General features: G+C 61.1%; 16 protein-coding genes (1 of these 16 cut by a window edge). All 16 read right to left on the bottom strand.

Translation table 11 applies throughout. The features are described from left to right. Positions 1-694: the 5' portion of an MFS transporter gene (locus DESLA_RS0116885; RefSeq protein ID WP_035261995.1), read on the bottom strand. 626 nt of this gene lie to the left of the window's left edge; only the first 694 of its 1,320 coding nucleotides appear in the window; it begins with the start codon at positions 692-694; the stop codon falls past the left edge of the window. A 22-nt stretch (positions 695-716) separates the two neighbouring features. Continuing rightward, a complete protein-coding gene (locus DESLA_RS0116890; protein WP_028573386.1) occupies positions 717-1,604 on the bottom strand; it encodes a DMT family transporter in 888 nt (295 codons plus the stop codon). Between the two features lie 111 nt (positions 1,605-1,715). After that, on the bottom strand, positions 1,716-2,606 hold the full coding sequence (dapA, locus tag DESLA_RS0116895; protein WP_028573387.1) for a 4-hydroxy-tetrahydrodipicolinate synthase: 891 nt from the start codon (positions 2,604-2,606) through the stop codon (positions 1,716-1,718). 70 nt (positions 2,607-2,676) lie between these two features. After that, on the bottom strand, positions 2,677-3,594 hold the full coding sequence (dapF, locus tag DESLA_RS0116900) for a diaminopimelate epimerase (RefSeq protein WP_051434792.1): 918 nt from the start codon (positions 3,592-3,594) through the stop codon (positions 2,677-2,679). Positions 3,595-3,825: 231 nt separating this feature from the next. Next, positions 3,826-4,107 (bottom strand): HU family DNA-binding protein, encoded by a 282-nt coding sequence (locus tag DESLA_RS0116905; RefSeq protein ID WP_028573389.1) that lies wholly within the window; start codon positions 4,105-4,107, stop codon positions 3,826-3,828. A 107-nt stretch (positions 4,108-4,214) separates the two neighbouring features. Beyond that, on the bottom strand, positions 4,215-5,021 hold the full coding sequence (locus tag DESLA_RS0116910; protein WP_035261998.1) for a MinD/ParA family protein: 807 nt from the start codon (positions 5,019-5,021) through the stop codon (positions 4,215-4,217). 23 nt (positions 5,022-5,044) lie between these two features. Continuing rightward, the gene (locus DESLA_RS0116915) at positions 5,045-5,911 is read right to left on the bottom strand and encodes a GGDEF domain-containing protein (RefSeq protein WP_028573391.1); all 867 of its coding nucleotides are present in this window, start codon (positions 5,909-5,911) and stop codon (positions 5,045-5,047) included. Then, a protein-coding gene (gene prfB / locus DESLA_RS21150) for a peptide chain release factor 2 (RefSeq protein WP_245590088.1) occupies positions 5,892-7,050 on the bottom strand; the annotation gives its coding sequence in 2 pieces (ribosomal slippage) (positions 5,892-6,941 and positions 6,943-7,050; 1,158 coding nt in all). The genes DESLA_RS0116915 and prfB overlap by 20 nt, the downstream gene beginning before the upstream one ends. Before the next feature lie 54 nt (positions 7,051-7,104). Then, the gene (gene lnt, locus DESLA_RS0116925) at positions 7,105-8,643 is read right to left on the bottom strand and encodes an apolipoprotein N-acyltransferase (protein WP_035262001.1); all 1,539 of its coding nucleotides are present in this window, start codon (positions 8,641-8,643) and stop codon (positions 7,105-7,107) included. Further along, the gene (locus DESLA_RS0116930) at positions 8,640-9,482 is read right to left on the bottom strand and encodes a hemolysin family protein (protein ID WP_028573393.1); all 843 of its coding nucleotides are present in this window, start codon (positions 9,480-9,482) and stop codon (positions 8,640-8,642) included. Before DESLA_RS0116930 ends, lnt begins: the two co-directional genes overlap by 4 nt. Positions 9,483-9,538: 56 nt before the next feature. Then, positions 9,539-10,576, bottom strand: coding sequence for a PilZ domain-containing protein (locus DESLA_RS0116935; RefSeq protein WP_028573394.1), 1,038 nt, complete (start codon positions 10,574-10,576; stop codon positions 9,539-9,541). Beyond that, on the bottom strand, positions 10,564-11,289 hold the full coding sequence (locus DESLA_RS0116940; RefSeq protein WP_028573395.1) for a hypothetical protein: 726 nt from the start codon (positions 11,287-11,289) through the stop codon (positions 10,564-10,566). The genes DESLA_RS0116935 and DESLA_RS0116940 overlap by 13 nt, the downstream gene beginning before the upstream one ends. A 14-nt stretch (positions 11,290-11,303) precedes the next feature. Beyond that, positions 11,304-12,287: an MlaD family protein gene (locus DESLA_RS0116945; protein WP_028573396.1), complete on the bottom strand. Its 984-nt coding sequence runs from the start codon at positions 12,285-12,287 to the stop codon at positions 11,304-11,306. Further along, the gene (locus DESLA_RS0116950) at positions 12,284-12,805 is read right to left on the bottom strand and encodes a hypothetical protein (protein WP_028573397.1); all 522 of its coding nucleotides are present in this window, start codon (positions 12,803-12,805) and stop codon (positions 12,284-12,286) included. Before DESLA_RS0116950 ends, DESLA_RS0116945 begins: the two co-directional genes overlap by 4 nt. Before the next feature lie 27 nt (positions 12,806-12,832). Continuing rightward, positions 12,833-13,612: an MlaE family ABC transporter permease gene (locus DESLA_RS0116955; protein ID WP_028573398.1), complete on the bottom strand. Its 780-nt coding sequence runs from the start codon at positions 13,610-13,612 to the stop codon at positions 12,833-12,835. Continuing rightward, a complete protein-coding gene (mnmG, locus tag DESLA_RS0116960) occupies positions 13,609-15,594 on the bottom strand; it encodes a tRNA uridine-5-carboxymethylaminomethyl(34) synthesis enzyme MnmG (protein WP_084032150.1) in 1,986 nt (661 codons plus the stop codon). Before mnmG ends, DESLA_RS0116955 begins: the two co-directional genes overlap by 4 nt. Positions 15,595-15,651 lie beyond the last annotated feature (57 nt).

A 15,651-nucleotide genomic window follows, 5' to 3' on the forward strand; every position in this document is an offset into this window, starting at 1 on the left:
GAAAGATGCTGCCGAGGCCGTGGAACATGCTGTCGGAAGAATTGCTCTTCGCGGCGAGCGTGGGAGCATGGGAGGCATACCCCCGCTGTGTCGGGTCGTCGCGGACGATCAGCCAGATGGCCGCGCCTAGGATCAGACAGATGAGTCCCAGAATCCACATCACTCCGCGCCAGCCCATCAGATCGACCAACAGGCGCAGCGGCGCTCCGGCGGTGACCGCGCCCATCACCCCCACCAGCAGCCCGATCCCGGTGACGAAAGCAAACATCCGTGGCGGGAACCAGTGGGTGGCCAGTTTCATCAGGGTCACCCAGGCCACGGCCACGGAACCGCCGATGAGCAGCCGACCGATGTTGGCCAGGAGCACGGTGTCGGCCAAGGCGAAAAAAATGGTGCCCAGGGCCGCCAGCAAGGCCCCGGCCGTGAGCAGCCGCCTCGGCCCCCAGTGGTCCGCCAGCATGCCCGTGGGGACCTGCATGGCCACATAGCTGTAGAAATAAAAGGCTGAAAAATTGCCCAGGGCAGCGGCTCCGATCTGGAAATCGCTCATCAGCAGGTCGGTCATCACCGCCGGGGCCACCCGCTGGTAGAAACTCATAAAGTAGAGCGCAGCGCCCAACCCCCATATCAGCCAGGAAAGCCCAAGGGGAGGAGGGGCGAGGTTCGCCGGGACGCGATCGTCAATGGGGGACATCGAGGGCTTCATCAAGAGTATTTCATCGGGGTGCCGCCCCTTTTCGATTGGTGAGGTACACGCCCAAGCCGACCATGGCCGCTCCCAGAATCAGGGTCAGGCTGATGGTTTCACCCAGGATCAGGAATCCGGAGGCAATGGCCCAGACGGGCACGAAGTTGATGAATACCGCGGCTCTGGACGGGCCGATGGTTTTGACGCCCTGATAGAACCAGGTGAAGCCCAGCACCGTGCCGAACACTCCAAGATAAATCAGGGCCGCCCAGCGTGTCCAGGTCAGCGCCAAGACGTGGCCCGGCAAGCCCTCGGCCAAGCTAAAGGGCAGCAGTGCCGCGACGCCCACCAGGCAGGACCAAGTCACCGCCGCATGAGGTGAAAGATTCTTCATCATCACTTTGCCCACCAGGAGATAGATCACCCAACTGGCCACGCAACCGAAAATGGCCAAATCACCCCAAGACAAGGCTTGGTTAAAAATATCCTGGGGGCGGCCGCCGGTAATGGCCAGGATCGCCCCGCAGACCGAAAGTCCGATGCCGAGCAGTCTGCCCATGCCCAGCGGTTCCTTAAACAGTGGAGCGGCCAGCAGGGCGACGAAGATGGGATTGGTAGCCACGATCACCGCCGCCCGTCCGGCTTCTACGGTGCGCAGGCCGGTGAAGAACAACACATTGTAGGCGAAGATGCCGCTCATGCCCAGGATGAACACCGGAAGCAACTGACCCAGGCGAAGTCGCGGCAGGCCGCCTTCGTACACGCGCACCAGAATCACCAGGCTGACTGAGGCGATGGCGAAGCGTAAAAACGCCGCGGAGAACGGCGGCAGGTCCGCGGCCACCACTCGCCCGGCCACGAAGGTGCCGCCCCAGAACATGGAGGTGCAGAGCAGCTTGAGGTAGGTTTTGAACACGAGGGATCTTTCCCCGGGCTGTTGGAATGGTTGTCGTTTGCGGGACGCGGAATAAAAAAGGGACGAGGGAGAACCCTCGTCCCTGGTCGCCGAACCGTGTGCGGCGGTGGATTATTTTTTCAGGGTGATCAGGCCGGCTTGTCCGAGAATGTCCTTGAGTCGGGCCTCGTTGTTGGGCTGCATCCGAACCATGGGCAGACGGAACTCCGGCTTGACCTTGCCCATCAGGGACAAAGCGGTCTTGGCGGGTGCCGGGTTGGTCTCCAGGAACATGGCCCGGCACAGCGGGGCCAGTTCGTAATGCAGATCCTGGGCCTTGGCGGTGTTGCCTTCTCGATATTCGCGGCAGAGGGCGCTCATTTTGTTTGGAGCGATGTTGGAAACCACGGAGATGACCCCCTTGCCGCCCAGAGCCAAGAGGGGCAGGACCGTGAAGTCGTCCCCGGAAAGAACGATGAAGTCCGATCCGCAGTATTCGAGCACTTCGGAAACCTGAGCCATGTTCCCGGTGGCCTCCTTGACGCCTTTGACCTCCGGAACTTCCCGGAACAGCCGGGAAAGGGTCTCCGGGAGCATGTTCACGCAGGTCCGGCCCGGAACGTTGTACAGGATCATGGGAATGGAAACTTCCTTGGCCACGGCCCTGAAGTGGGCCACCAGTCCTTCCTGGGTCGGCTTATTGTAGTAGGGCGTAATCAGCAGAACGCCGTCGGCCTTGGCCTGTTTGGCCACTTTGGTCAGTTCGACGGCCTCCTTGGTGCTGTTGGAGCCCGAACCGGCCAGCACGGGGACCCGGCCTTTGACTTGATCGACGCAGATCTTGACAACCTGAGCGTGTTCGGCGTGGGACAGGGTCGCGGATTCGCCGGTGGTGCCGCAAGGAACCAACCCATTGATTCCTTCCTCGATCTGCCACTCGATCAGACTTCTGTAGGCGTCTTCATCAATCACGCCGCTGTTGAACGGTGTGACCAGCGCGGTGAACGCTCCGTGAAACGACATATTTCCTCCTTGTGCTGTACGTGCGTGCCGGTGCCGGGCGAATGAATCCGGCCATGGACCGTGTCGCGGATTATGGCTCGGTCCGATTCAGACCCAGGGATCGGAGATTGAGATTGGCCGTAAAGACCAGGACGGCCTTTCCGGTCAGAAAAACGGCGTCTTGGTGAATGGTGATGCCGAGCAGTTCGCCTCCGGATGTGCGGATGTTCACCTCCGGTCCGGTTCGGTTCAAGGCGTGGGTTATCAGGGCCGAGGCCGCCGCTCCGGTGCCGCAGGCGTAGGTTTCCCCCTCAACGCCGCGTTCGTATGTGCGCAACAACAGATTCTCCCGGTCCTGGACCTGGACGAAATTGACGTTGGTGCCGCTGGGGGCGAACCGGGGATGCTCGCGGAACCGGCGTCCGAGGTCTTGGACGTCCAGGCCGGCCACATCCGGAGAGAAGACGACCAGATGCGGAACTCCGGTGTTCACGAAGTGAGCATCCCAGGAGGGCGTTGATTCGAGTTGTTCGGAAGCCTTCGGAAGAGACGATTCCAGAGTCAGAGTCAGATTCAGACCCAGGCGCAGATCGTGGTGCGGGGTCAGCTGGACCTTGACCAAGTCCTGGTCGGGCAAGACCTCGGCTTTGATGGGACCGGCGTCCGTGCCCAGAACATGCGTCTTTCCGGCCAGCCCCAATTCATGGGCCAGTCGGGCGGCGCACCGGGAACCGTTGCCGCACATTTCGGCCCGGGAGCCGTCGGCATTGTAGAAGTGCCAGATATAGTCCGCCTCCACGCCCGGAGGCGTCGTGTCCAGCAGGATCAGCCCATCGGCTCCCACGCCGAAGGCCTTGCGGCAGACGGCCCTGGCCCAGTCGGGCATTTCATCTTGGGCAAGTTGCAAGGCCCGGTTGTCCAGGACGACGAAGTCGTTGCCGCTGCCCTGCATCTTGCAGCATTCCACCCAGGGACCGAACGCGTCGCTGGTTGATATCCGTTGGTTCATTGCGCTTCCTCAGATCGTGGGCGATGCACGCGCCAATGTTGTGTGACGATACCTGCTCAAAAACTCCGAGGTGACCGTCCTCTCATGCTCAGCGAAGCGGTGCTCGTGCTCGTGTTTGGAATCGAGCTGGAAGGTTCGGGAAAACGACCGATTACGAGTACGAGCGCCGCCGTGAGCGGCTGAGCACGAGCACGATTGGGCGTTGTTCCCTACGACGTTGCGCTTGCAGCGCTACGCGTCTTCGTTCAGGTGGTCCTTGAGCTCCTTGCCCGGTCGGAAGAAGGGCAGTCGTTTGGGCTGGACTTCCACGGACTGACCGGTTTTGGGGTTGCGGCCCTTGTAGCCCTGGTAGTCCTTGACCTTGAAGCTGCCGAATCCCCTGATCTCCACGCGGTCGCCCTGGATCATGGCATCCTTGATGGACTGAAAAAAGGTGTTCACCACAGTGGTTGCGTAATCCATCGGGATGTCGTTCTTTTCGGCAAGATTGCGGATTAATTCGCTTTTGTTCATGAGCATTTTCTCCAAATCTGTATGGCGGGCGATACGAAAAACACCACGGCAAGGGCCAATTCGCGACTACCTACACCGATACGTGAAAAAATTCTATAGGTTGAAGGTTAAAAATTTGCCAGGGCCGGTTTGTCGAGCAATCCCGGCATCAGGGCCGCGCGCAGGGATTGCAGCCGTTCGGCCAGGACCCGAATGTCCTCGGCAGCCGGTGATTTGGGCGCGATGCGCATCAGGGCTTGCTGCTTGGCCACGGCTTTTCCCATGTTCGGATCACTCCGGACCATGCCCAGGTAGTGGGTTTTGAAGCCGAGGAATTTTTCCACGGCAGCGTCCAGGCGTCGATGGGTGGTTTGGGCCTCCTCCCGGTTCGCGACCTGGTTGACCAGGATCAGAAAGTCGTGAATGTCGGCTTTGGCTGAAAGCACTTTGATTACGGCGTAGGCGTCGGTCAGCGAGGTGGGCTCCGGAGTGAGCACGACGATCCGCTTGGCAGCGGCCCGTGCCATGGCCAGCAACGTGGGGTTCAGACCGGCGGCCATGTCCAGGATCAGAAAGGCGTAGTCGGATATGATCGGCTCCAGTTTTTTCAGCAACAGGCCGCGCTGGTCCTCATCCATCTCCACCAGTTCGGGCACACCGCTGGCAGCCGGCAGCAGATCCAGGTTTGGGGCCACCGGCTGGACGAGTCGTTGTGCGGCGATGTCCCGGACCAGCAGGTCCTGGATGGTGGCTTCGCTGGAGATTCCCAACAGGATGTCCAGATTGGCCAGCCCGAGGTCGCAGTCCATCAGCAGGCAGCGCAGTCCGGATTCACTGAGGCAGAAGCCCAGGTTCGCGCTGAGGCTGGACTTGCCGACACCGCCCTTGCCGCTGAATACGGCGATGCTCAAGGTCCCATTGGGGTTGGTTTGCATTGGTTGGTGGGGGTTCATGGTGATCAGGCGGACAATCCTTGGAAAAGAAAATTCTTCTCCGTGGCATCCACCAAGGTTTGGGAAGCCGAATCCGGAGCGATGTCCCGGAACGGGGCTTTTTCCAGACGATCCTTGCCGGCCCGCTTGGCTGAGTACAAGGCGTTGTCCGCCAGTTCGAGCAGTTCCACGGGCAACATGTTCCGGAACCCCTTGTAGCAGGCCAGTCCGGTGGAAATGGTCACCTGGGGGACGGTGGAAGGAGCGGGACAGTCGAAACGCAGCTTCCGTACGGCGTCCATGATTCGCTCCAGCAGGATCACCGCGCTGGTCTGGGTCGTGGCGGGCATCAGCAGGGCGAATTCCTCCCCACCCAGGCGTGCGGCCAGATCGGCCCTGCGGATGTTTTTGCGCAAAACCTCGGCCACGGTTCGCAGGACCAAGTCTCCGTGGACATGGCCGCAGTCGTCGTTGATTTGCTTGAAGTCGTCGATGTCCAGAATGGCCAGGCTCAAGGACAGTTTGGAGCGCCGGGTGCGTTCCATCTCCGTGTGCAGGGCCTGATCGAAGACGACTCGCCGGGCCAAATCGGTCAGATCGTCATGGCCGGCGGCGTGGGTCAGATCGTCGATTCGGGCCTGAAGGCGGCTCAGGGCCGGGTAGACATCTCCTTCCAGGGGCAGAAGCATCCAAGGGAAACCCTGAAGCACGGCCTGCACTTCGGCGGACCGTTGCGGAGAAAGGCCCCTGAGCAGACGAAACAAGACCGCGTCCGCACCGGGGTCTTCAGTAGGGTTGGTGGCGAGAGGCAGGGAGGCCAGTCGGCCCCGCAGGGTTTCCAACTCGGCTCGCAACTCCGAAGGCGCGGGAAGGCTAGGCGACTTTCCGGACATGGGTCTCCAAAAGATGGTTCCGGATAAAGCCGTCGATGTCCCCGTCCAGCACGGCCTCGACGTTGCCCATCTCGAAATTCGTGCGATGGTCCTTGACCAGACGGTAGGGCTGGAGGGTGTAGGTCCGGATCTGGCTGCCCCAGGCAATGGCGTCCTTGGTGGCGTATTGGGCCTGTTTTTCGTCTTCGCGCTTGCGCAGTTCCAGTTCGTAGAGGCGGGCCTTGAGCATCTTCATGGCCGCGTCCTTGTTGCGGTGCTGGGACTTTTCATTTTGGCACTGGGTCACGATGTTCGTGGGCAGGTGGGTGATTCGGATCGCGGAACTGGTCTTGTTCACGTGCTGTCCCCCGGGACCGCTGGCCCGGAAGACGTCGATGCGCAGATCTTCCTCGTTGATTTCGATCTCGATCTCCTGACCCACGTCCGGGTAGATGTCCACCGAGGCGAAGGAGGTGTGCCGCCTGCCGGAGGAGTCGAAGGGCGAAATGCGGATCAAGCGATGAATACCTTTTTCACTTTTCAGCAGGCCGTAGGCGTACGAGCCTTCGATCTGGAGCACCACGCTCTTCACTCCGGCCTCGTCCCCGGGCAGATAGTCCAAAATCTGGACCTTGAATTGATGGCGCTCGGCCCAGCGCCGATACATCCGCAGGAGCATTTCGGCCCAGTCCTGGGCTTCCGTGCCCCCGGCACCGGGATGGATTTCCAGGATAACCGGGTGCTGGTCCTCCGGTGCGCTGAGCAAGGTATGCAGTTCCGCCTGTTCCAGTTTGTCGGACAAAACGGCCATGTGCCGCTGAACCTCTTCCAGGATTTCCCGCTCGGGTTCGTCTTCGGCCATGGCCAGCCACTCGCCCAAATCCTGCTTGGCCTTGCGCAGAGCGTACCATTCCTGGAGCGCGGTACTGAGTCGGGTCTTTTCCTGAAGCAGAGGCGTCATGCTCCGAGGGTCGTTCCAAGCCTCGGGATGGGAGATGGCCTTGTCGATTTCCACCAGGCGGGCTTCGTAGGCATCCCGGTCAAAGGCTCCTCCAGAAGCTGTCGAATTGGACTTCCAGGTTCGCACTTTCCGTTTTTAATTCGGAAAACTGCAAGAGTTTCTTGCCGTTCTCGGCGCGTTGGGCTTCAGCCGTGTTCATGAAACAAGACTCCATGGTTCGATGCGGTGCTTGACGATAGTCAAAAAAAATATCTTATTCCATCCCGAAAGACGCTCGCCGTCGACGCAGCCACCAGACCGATCCGAGCAACACGCCGACGGTCGCGGGCAAAAGCGCCTGGAGGATCGTGTAGTGCCGGTGATAAAACGTGCGGTCTTCGAGGAGGAGAACTTCCGGATAGGAGAGGGTCAAACGATGGAACAATCCTCCGGCTTCAAGTCGTCGGCCTCGTGGGTCGATGATCGCCGTGACGCCCGTATTGGTGGAACGAACGAGAAATCGGCCCTGCTCCACGGACCTGAGGACGGCCTGGTTCAAGTGTTGTCGCGGAGCCGAGGAGCGGCCGAACCAGGCATCGTTGCTAATGTTCACCAGGAGGTTCGCTCCGGCGCGAACCCGTTCCCGGCTCAATCCGGGAAAGATCGCTTCGTAGCAAATGAGCATGCCCAGGGCAAGCCGGTCCCAATGGAGCGGAGCGGGGTCGTTGCCGGCCACGAAGTCGCCCTCGCTCTGGGCCAGACGACGGATGAAGGGCAGGAGGTGGCCCAAGGGAACATACTCGCCGAAGGGGACAAGGTGTTCCTTGTCGTAGACGTCGAGGGTTTCTCCCCTCGGGCCGAGCAAAAAGGCCGAGTTGCCGTATCCGATTTCTCCGGTGGACAGGTTTACTTCGTAGCGCGGAGCGCCGGTAAGCAGGGCGAAACGTTCCTGGGAGCGGACGAAATCCCGCACCTGCCTGGACAAGGCGTTTTCCTCCTGAAGGTAAAAGGGCATGGCCGTTTCCGGCCAAATCACCAATTCCGGCGCGGAGGAGAGTTCCTTGGCGGTCAGGTCGAGGTAAGTACGAATCGTGGCTTCCTGGTATTCCGGCTCCCATTTCACGGTTTGGTCGATATTGCCCTGGACCAGCGTGACCCGGACCGGTGCTCCTTCCGGGAGAGGCTTGGTCAGCATCACAGCGCCGAAGCCGATCAAGGCCAGGGGCGTAGCAATGCCCAACAACAGGCTGAACGTGCTCCCACGAGCCAGGATCAGCCAAGCCGCGGCGGCCACGAACACCGCAGACAACCAGTATTCGCCCACCAAGGCCAAGCCCTGGATGGCCGCGGGCCAGGGCGCCAGGGCCGCCGGGAGCGTCAGCCAGGAGAAGCCGGTGAACAGCGTTCCCTGGGCCATTTCCAATCCTCCCCAGAGCAGACCGGCACCCAAGCCAAGAGGAACAGGGGAAAGGACGGGACGCGCCCAATGGATCAGGGCGGAAAACGCTCCGCCGTACAGGCCCAGGTACATGCCCAGCAGGATCGGGCAGGGCAGGGCCAGAATCCAGGGCAGGCCGCCGTGGACGTGGACCGGGATGAAGACCCAGTACAGGCAGGCGGCGTAGGCCAAGGCGGCGCAGATCCAGCCGGAGCGGAAGGCCGCGCCTGGAGAGGAGGCTTTCAGGGCGATCCAAAACAACGCGGCCGGAAAAAGAACCGCCGCCCCAGGCACATGGGAGATCGGGTTGGCATGGCCGAACCAGGCCCCGGGCAGGGCGACCAAAAGCGCGGCGGGCAGCGTGGCCGAGATCATGCTTCCGGACCGGATTCCGTTTCCAGGGGTTGGACGTCGATCCAGCGGACCTTTTTCTGATCCGCGTCCTTGATCCGGAAGCGGAAGTCCTGAATGTCGAAAACATCGCCCTTGCGTGGGACCCGTCCGGCCAGTTGAGACAGGTAGCCCCCGATGGTGTCCACCTGGTCGCTATCCAGATCGACCACAAGGTTTTCGCGCAATTCCGTCAGTTCGGTCCTGCCGGAGATTAGGTAGCCTCCATCTCCCTGGACCTGGATGTCGTCGGGACGCGGGGCGTCGTATTCGTCCTCAATGTCCCCGACGATCTCCTCCAGGACGTCCTCGAAGGTGAGCATGCCCGAGGTCCCGCCGTACTCGTCCAGGGCGATTGCCAGATGATTTTTGCGCGACTGAAACTCCTGGAGCATTTCCATGACGTTCTTGGTTTCCGGAATGAACAGGGGCTCGCGCAGGATTTCCTCCAGTCTGTTGCGAGGGGATGGCGTGGGATGGAGCACGAACTGCAAGAGGTCCTTGGCGTGCACGATGCCCACGATGTTGTCCTTGTTGTCCTTGTAGATCGGAATCCGGGTGTGACCGTGGGCGATGATCAACTCGGCCACGTCCTCGATCCGATCCTCGATCTCGGCGCAGACGATATCCGTGCGCGGAATCATGATTTCATGGACTTGCTTGCGTCCCAGGCGAAGCACTTTGAGGACGATGGAGGCCTCCTCCTTGCGGATCTCGCCTTCGTCCCTGGCCGCCAGAATGATGGCTTCAATGCTGGATGCGTCGTCCTTGCGGAAAATCCGTTTGAACATGCTCCAGAATTTGCCTTCTATGCCCTCTTCCAAAGATTCCTCCCGTTTTGTTTGGTTTTGGGGGTTAGGGGGTCAACCTAAAAAAATCATCAAACCAAGCCCTTTTCTCGGTACAAACCCAAATGACGCTTGAAAACCCAGTCCTCGATTTCTTCAACACCCTTGCCGTCCAGAGATTTCCAGCGTCTCGAGCCTTCCATGGCGGGCAGGTGGGCGACGAAGGAGAGTCCGATCAGGCGTTTACCGTGGGTCGGGTCGATGAAAACATTCCGGACCTGGGTCAAGAGCTGGTAGGTTTGCGCAGAGCCTTGCTCCGGGTCGCGCAGGACCAAGCGGATGTAGAACCGGTGGCCTTTTTCCAGGTCCGCACCCAGGGCCTTGGGCAGCGGAGGGCGCAGTTCCAGCAAAAGGCCGCCGGCGGAAATGTTCAGAACGCGGAGTGGGTTCTCCTGTTGGGTGACCAAGTACTCCAGCAGGGGCGGATCATCCTCGGGGCGGTGGAGATTGGAGAGGGTTTCCGGCCAGATCTGAAGCTCGGGGATATCCTCGCTGGGCGGGTCCAGGCGGAGGTGGTCGCGACGCTGCTTGCGATCCAATTGGTCCGGGATGGCCAGGACGATGCGCTGGATCGCTTGGCGGGAGGCGATGTCGATGATGGTGGTCGCAAAGGAGAAGAACAGCCATTTTGTTTCTTTGCGTTGTCCGGCGATTTTGAAGTAGCAGACGACGCGCCGCCCGACCCAGGACGGCTGGGGCTTGATGAACCCGGAAACTTCCAGCGTGATCCCTACGGCGGGATCAATGTCCGTGGGGGAGCAGGCAAAACCGGTTCGCTGGGCGCTTTCGTCCTGGAACCGTAATTCATGCGTGGCGCGCTGTTGGAGCGCTTCGTTGAGAATGTCTTGAATCTTGGTCGGTTCGTGGATGGAAAAACCGGCGGTTCCCGAGCCCCTGGCGCGACGATACAGCGTGACCGCCGCGGAAACCAGGGCCAGGAACAGAATCAGGGCGATGGTTATGGTCAACGGTTTTTGGGCGTCCGAAACGCTGAATCCCCAATTCTGGAAATAGAACCCGGCCTGGCTCACGGGCAATGGAAGGAGAGCGACCGGGCTTACGGGGAACATGGCTGAATCAGGCCGCGCAGGAGATCAACGCGGTTTTGGATGTGGAGAACCTCGGCCGGGTCCGGAGTCAAGGACAGGATAAAGTTCCAGTCTTCGATGAGAAAGACGACCCAGCCTTGCCCGGCATCCAGTTCGCGGGTCCGGTGGATGAGCATCCGGGCCTGTTCCAACTGGTCGGCTTCCAAGGCGGCTTTGGTGGCCTTGCGTCCGTAGACCGAGGCGAAGAGCGGGTCCGGCTCCGCGCCCAGCTTGGCGGCAAGGGCCGTGAACGCCCCTTGTTCGAGCATTTCGCGGTAGGCACGGTCCGTCGGCGTGAGATGATCTTCGGCTTGAACTTCGTGGACCGCGTCGGTGCCGGGAAGGTCGAGCTCCGGACAGGCCAATCCGGTCTCGGCCAGGTTTCGGGCCGCTTCCAGATGGTGGTCCGCGTCCAGGTTCAGGTATTGGTGCAGTTTCCAGGCGATCAGGTGGTTTCGCGCGGCGGAGCAAAAGTCGTCCTGGAGCTGATAGCTTTCCAGGCTGCGTTCGAACAGTCCCTGGGCCTCGCACCAGCGGCCTTGCAGGAAAAGCTGGATGAACTCATGCCGTTGGGCTTCGGCCATGCGCAGTGTGTCCGGGGGGGGGTACGCAGTCCGCGACGAGGAAGACCCGCAGGCCCACAGGGTCGGAAAAAGGGCGACGAGCAGCGCCAGAAATATGATGCGGATCGACACCGTTCACTCTCCTTTTACGGCCAGGGATAGGCGTGTTCCGGCCCGGTCGCCTCCCGGCGGGAAAGCGGCCAGGTTTCCTTGAGCCGCAACAACAGTTCCGTGCCCAGCCGCAGGCTGTACTCCCCCTGACGGCGCAGGCTGACCAGGTCGTGGGTCGCGGTTTTTACGTCTTCGGAAATCTGGGTGATGTTGGCCAACAGCGGCGTGACGTCCTCACGAATGCCCTGGAACTCCACGATCAGAACGTTCACCTCTCGGATCACCCCGGCGATCTCCTCCTGGATCGGCGCCAAGTCTTCCACCCGCAGCGCCGCGGTGTCCAGCAGGCGGTTGACGCCCTGCATCGCGGTATCAGCTTGACTTAGGATCTGATCGATATGCTCGACGGGGCGAGGGTCTTCGGCAAGGTAGTGGATCAGGCCGTGTTCGGCCAGGAGACGTTCGGTCATGGTTTGGGCGTTGACCAGGATGCGGCGCACCGGGCCTTCCTGGTCAACGAGGTAATCGGTCAGATCCCAGATGTTGATCACGATGGCCCTGAGCGCCTCGACCACCGGTTGCATTTCCTCAATCAGCTCGGTGATCCCGCCGACTCTGTCCAGGCGGATCACCGAGCCTTCCTCCAGTACCGGAGAGGTTTCCGTGCCGGGCAGGAGCTTCAGGAAGCTGTTGCCGATGAAGCCCTCTTGGTCCAGAATGATCCTGGCGTCCTCGGTGAACCACTGCTGATAGCGCTTCAGGACGCGGATGGTCACCCGGACTTGGTCCACCCGGTCCAGGGTCACTTCCGTGACCTGCCCGACGTTGAAACCGGAGAGGCGAACGGGAATGCCCGGTTCGATCCGTTCGCCGGTCTGGCTGATCACGGTGTATTGGATGCGCTCGGCGAAGAGGTCCTTCTTGATCCCGATATAGACGATCAGAACAACCACGGCGACGAGGATGGCCAGCACGAAAAAGCCGACCTTGAGTTCCAGGATGCGTTGGTTGAGGCTCATGGCGTCGAGTTCAGTTCAATGACGGGGTATTCCAAGGAAGTATAGACATCCTGATCGATTGACAAGCAGGCGACCCAGAGAAAAACGTCTTGATCCAGGATTTCCGCTGCCCGGTGCAGGATGTCGCAGTCCGAGCGGGAAAGCGTGGGCAAAAAAATAAAGGTCGATTCGTTGGCCATGCAGCGTAACAGATGCATTTTCAACAGCATCGGCCTGCTCATGAACTGGGCCTGCTGATCCAGGCTTTCATTCACTCCCAGGGCGTCGACGAGGTCCTGGATTTTCTTCCGGCAGGAATGAAGCGACATGGTCTTGTGGTACATGCACCCCAGGACGATGTTCTCCAGTGCGGAAAGGTTGGTCAGAAAGGGGAAGTCGTCGCTGATGATCCCGATGTGGAAGTCGGACTGAAGGACCATGGCCGTGAGCCGGGAAATCGTGGACTCGTCCTCGGAAACCAGGAGCAGGTGTCGGCGCTGGGCCGTGAGGGTGGAAATGGAGATCGGGAGCGTGGACATGGCTTTACGACGATTCGTTTGCATCCTCTAAAACAGGTTGAAGAGCACTTCCACGGCGATGATCAGGGTGACGGTCTGGATCATGCCCTGGATCAGCCGGATGGGAACTTCCGTGAAGGAACGCTGGACGCTGAGTCCGCGCTGCAGGGCTACCAGACAGACCAGGCCGGCCATGATCGTGGATTTGGCGATCATGGTCAGGACGTCGAAGACATGCACCGCTTCCAGGAGCCGGTCCAGGTAGCTGGCAAAGGTGATGTCGTGCAGGAACCCCAGCGTAAAAAAGCCGCCGAACAGTCCGACGATACAGAAACAAAAGCTCAGGCAAGGGCCGGCGATCAGAAAGGCCGTCAGTCGGGGCAGATACAGATACTCCGCCACCGGAACAGCCAGGGCGTCCAGGGTGGCGATTTCCCGGTTGATCTTCATCAGGGCCACCTCGGTCAGCACCGCGGTTCCCGAGCGCAGGACGATGATCAGGGTGCAGGTGATGGGTGCGATGTAGTGGAGCATGGCCGTGACCAGATACGCCCCGATCTGTTCGTAGGCACCCAGGCTGAGCAGGATGCGCAGCAGGATGTGCACCGTGACCGAGCCCAGGATCAGGGCCGCCACGATGATGATGGTCAGCGGCTGGACCGCGGTGAAGTAGACTTGGCGGACAAGGACGAAAAAAACGGCTGGATTGAAAAAGGAAAGCCGCGCGAATGCCGAACCGGTCTGGCCCAGAATGCGCGCCATCCGGGTGTAGCTTTGGGACCGGTCAATGGCCCAACGACCCAGGGTTTGGACCAGGGGGAGGCTCATGGTTCGGGGGTGGTCGGCGGATTTGGCGGTGTGGAAGGCGTTTTCTCCATCTTGCGCAGGTGAATGCGTAGACATCCCAGGGCCGCCGGGGTGACGCCGGAAATCCGGCCGGCCTGGCCCAGGTTCAACGGCCTGACGCGGCACAACTTTTCCCGAACCTCACGGGAAAGTCCAGCAACATGTTCGAAGTCCAGGTTTTCCGGCAAACGGATTTGTTCCAGGGACTGGTCCCGGTCGGCCAGTTCCTCTTGCCGGGTCAGGTACCCCGCGTATTTAACCCGGTTCTCCACTTCCTCGGCCACGTCCTGCTCCAGGCTTGCCAAGTCCGGCCAAAAATCGGTCAGGTCGCCCAGGTGCAGTTCCGGTCGACGGAGCAGTTCCTCCAGAGTGAGGACCTTGCCAGGCAGGGCCGTGCCCCGTGACTCGCAGAACGCCTTGGTGGCGGCGTCAGGTCGGATCGTGACGGCGCGCAGTCCTTCCAGCGTGGCGTGTAAGGCTTCTTGTTTGCGCGAAAAAATATGCCAGTGATCGTCCTGAACCAGACCCCGGGTCAGGGATCGGCCCAGGGGGGTCAGGCGCTGATCCGCGTTGCCCTCGCGCAACAACAGGCGGTGTTCGGCCCGAGAAGTGAACATCCGGTAAGGTTCGCGGGTGCCTTTGGTAACCAGGTCGTCCACCAGCACGGCCATGTAGGCCTGGTCGCGCCCGAGGAGAAAGGGCGGATCGCCGGTCAGAGCCGCGGCGATGTTCAGCGCGGCCCACAGTCCCTGGGCCGCAGCCTCCTCATAGCCGGAGGTGCCGTTGATCTGTCCGGCCAAGTACAAGCCGCGAACGGCCTTGGTCTCCAGGGTTGGCAGAAGCTGTTCCGGGAAGACGAAATCGTACTCAATGGCGTAGCCGGGGCGGACGATCTGGGCCTTTTCCAGGCCGGGGATGGTGCGCAGCATGGCTCGTTGAACTTCCAGGGGCAGGCTGGTGGGCAATCCGTTGGGATAGACTTCCGGATGGTCCACCCCTTCGGGCTCCACGAAGACCTGGTGGCGGTCCTTGTCCGGGAACCGGGCTATCTTGTCCTCAATGGACGGACAGTAACGCGCTCCGGTGCCCTGGATGATTCCGGTATACAGCGGGGAGCGGTCCAGGCCGGAGCGGATCACGGCGTGGGTGGCCGTGTTGGTATGGGTCAGGTGGCAGGGAATCTGGGGCAGACGGATGCCGGGAGAATGAAAACTGAAGGGCCGCGGCGGTTCGTCGCCGGGTTGCGGGATCATGGATTGGTAGTCGATGCTGTCGCGCCGCAACCGAGGCACTGTGCCGGTCTTCAGTCGACCCAGTTCCAGGCCGAGCCGGAGCAGGTCCGTGGAAAGCGATTTTGCCGGAGGGTCGCCGAGTCGCCCGCCGGAAAAGTGTTCCAGGCCGATGTGGATCAGGCCGCGCAAAAAGGTGCCCGTGGTCAGGAGCACGGCCCGGGCGGGCAGGTTTTCGCCCAGACGGGTGCGCACGCCCAGGACGCGTCCGTCCCGGTCAAGCAGGCCGTCCACCATTTCCTGTCGGACCCAGAGCCGCTCTTGGGCAAAGACGTCCCGCTGGACCACCCGCATGTAGACGTCCCGGTCGATCTGGGCCCTGGTGGCCCGGACGGCCGGCCCCTTGCGGGTATTCAAAATCCGAAACTGGATACCGGCCTGGTCGGCCCAAACACCCATGCATCCGCCCAGGGCGTCGATCTCCTTGACCATGTGCCCCTTGGCCAAGCCGCCGATGGCCGGATTACAGGAAAGGTGGCCGACGCGGTCGATGTTGATGGTCAGCAGCAGAGTGTTCAGGCCCATCCGGGCCGCGGCCATGGCCGCCTCGCACCCGGCATGGCCGGCGCCGACGACGATGACGTCGAATTGGTCCGGCTCCAGAGGCTTGCGAAGGATCACGCGGTTGGAGGGCCGGGGAGAGGGAGGTTCTTCAGTGGTCGAGGATCGAGGCATGGGGATGGCGAAGGACCACCCGGATCAAACCCGGGAGATCTCGGAAAGATTCGTCCC

Source organism: Desulfonatronum lacustre DSM 10312 (assembly GCF_000519265.1).
GTDB lineage: Bacteria > Desulfobacterota > Desulfovibrionia > Desulfovibrionales > Desulfonatronaceae > Desulfonatronum > Desulfonatronum lacustre.